The sequence below is a fragment of the Pantoea sp. EKM101V genome (assembly GCF_011800325.1).
In the GTDB taxonomy this organism is placed as follows: domain Bacteria; phylum Pseudomonadota; class Gammaproteobacteria; order Enterobacterales; family Enterobacteriaceae; genus Pantoea; species Pantoea anthophila.
The window spans coordinates 1-375 of record NZ_JAALFP010000044.1; the positions used below are offsets into that span (position 1 = coordinate 1).

Genomic DNA, 375 nt, shown 5'->3' on the forward strand with positions numbered 1-375 from the left:
ATGGTGCATCCAGGAGGATTCGAACCTCCGACCGCTCGGTTCGTAGCCGAGTACTCTATCCAGCTGAGCTATGGATGCATAAATCTGATTCTTGTACAACGCAGGGTGCTGACTACTCACCATGAAAGGAATTGCTAATTCGCTTTATTTCTTTATTTTCGATGGTGCATCCAGGAGGATTACTCAGCTTGCGCTTCGCTCTGCGGGCCGTTGCTGATGCAACGTTATCCTCCTTAGTGCGGTCTGAACGCTAATGCGTCATGTCACACTGAGGCACTTCGCCATATCCGAAAATATGGTGCATCCAGGAGGATTCGAACCTCCGACCGCTCGGTTCGTAGCCGAGTACTCTATCCAGCTGAGCTATGGATGCAT

General features: G+C 50.4%; 2 tRNA genes. Both read right to left on the reverse strand.

Annotation, left to right across the window (positions count from 1 at the left end):
• Position 1: 1 nt before the first annotated feature.
• Positions 2-78: transfer RNA gene (locus HFD92_RS21560), tRNA-Arg, on the reverse strand.
• Positions 79-296: 218 nt separating this feature from the next.
• Positions 297-373, reverse strand: a tRNA-Arg gene (locus HFD92_RS21565).
• Positions 374-375 lie beyond the last annotated feature (2 nt).